Origin of the sequence: Burkholderia sp. HI2714 (assembly GCF_002223085.1) — a bacterium.
GTDB classification, from domain to species: domain Bacteria; phylum Pseudomonadota; class Gammaproteobacteria; order Burkholderiales; family Burkholderiaceae; genus Burkholderia; species Burkholderia lata_D.
The window spans coordinates 1-1313 of sequence record NZ_NKFM01000070.1; the positions used below are offsets into that span (position 1 = coordinate 1).

A 1313-nucleotide genomic window follows, 5' to 3' on the forward strand; every position below is an offset into this window, starting at 1 on the left:
TCGCCGGCCCGCTCGATCCACCCGCCGCCCAGCGAACGGTACAGGTTGACCAGGTTGGTCCAGCGTGCCAGACGCGCATTGATCAGCGACTGCTGCGCGCTGTACAGGTCCGTCTGCGCGGTCAGCACCGACAGGTAGCTGTCGACACCGTTCTTGTAACGCAGGTCCGACAGGTCGAAACGTCGCTGCTGCGCGTGCTCGTTGCGCTCCAGCGCCGCGATCTGCTGGTCGTACGTGCCGCGTGCGGCCAACCCGTCCGCCACGTCGCGGAACGCCGACTGGATCGCCTTCTCGTAGTTCGCGATCTCGATGCGCTTTTGCACGTGCGCAAGATCGAGGTTCGCGATGTTCGAGCCGCCTTCGAAGATCGGCAACGCGATGCTGGGCGCGAACGACCACGCCGCCGTGCCGGCCTTGAACAGGCCGCCGAGCGTCGGGCTCGCCGTGCCGAACGCGGCCGTCAGCGAGATCTTCGGGAAGAACGCCGCGCGTGCCGCACCGATGTTCGCGTTCGCCGCCAGCAGCGACTGCTCGGCCTGCATCACGTCGGGACGACGCGTCAGCAGGTCGGACGGCAGGCCGGCAGGCACGTCCGTCAGCAGGTTCTGCGCGTCGAGCGGCATGCCCGCCGGCAGGTCGTCCGGCAGCGGCTCGCCGATCAGCAGCACCAGCGCGTTCAACGCTTGTGCACGTGCCCGTGCTTGCGCCTGCTGGTTCGACAGCGCCTGCTCGACCACCGTCTGCGCCTGACGCAGCTCGAGCTCGGAGCCCGTGCCGTTGTCGAACTGCAGCTTCGTCAGGTTGTACGAGTCCTGCGCCGTCTTCAGCGTGTTCTCCGTGACCTTCAGCAGATCGTCGGTCGACAGCAGCGTCAGGTATTGATCGGCCACCTGCGACACCAGCGAGATCTCAGACGCCTGCCGCGCATACGCGGTCGACAGGTACTGCGCGAGCGCCTGGTCCTTCACGCTCTGCACGCGGCCGAACAGGTCGAGTTCCCACGACGCCGACAGCCCGACGTTGTAGGTCGTCGTGATGTTCCGGCCCGGCGCCACCGACAGCGCATTCGGCAGGCGCTGACGATTACCGGTACCCGTCGCATCGAGCGTGGGGAACATCCCCGCGCGCGTGATCTGGTACTGCGCACGCGCCGCCTCGATGTTCAGCACCGACACGCGCAGGTCGCGGTTGTTCTTCAGCGCGATCTCGATCAGCCGCTGCAGGCGCGGATCGACGAAGAACTCGCGCCAGCCGATGGCGGTCGCAGCTTGCCCGTTCGCGCTGCGCGCGCCGGCCGCACCCGGCTGCGTCGC

The 1313-nt window shown here is 67.9% G+C and carries 1 protein-coding gene; it reads right to left on the minus strand.

The genetic code is table 11. The features are described from left to right. Positions 1 to 1313 (minus strand): efflux transporter outer membrane subunit (locus tag CFB82_RS39055; protein ID WP_089487599.1); only part of this gene is annotated, 1313 nt, incomplete at both ends.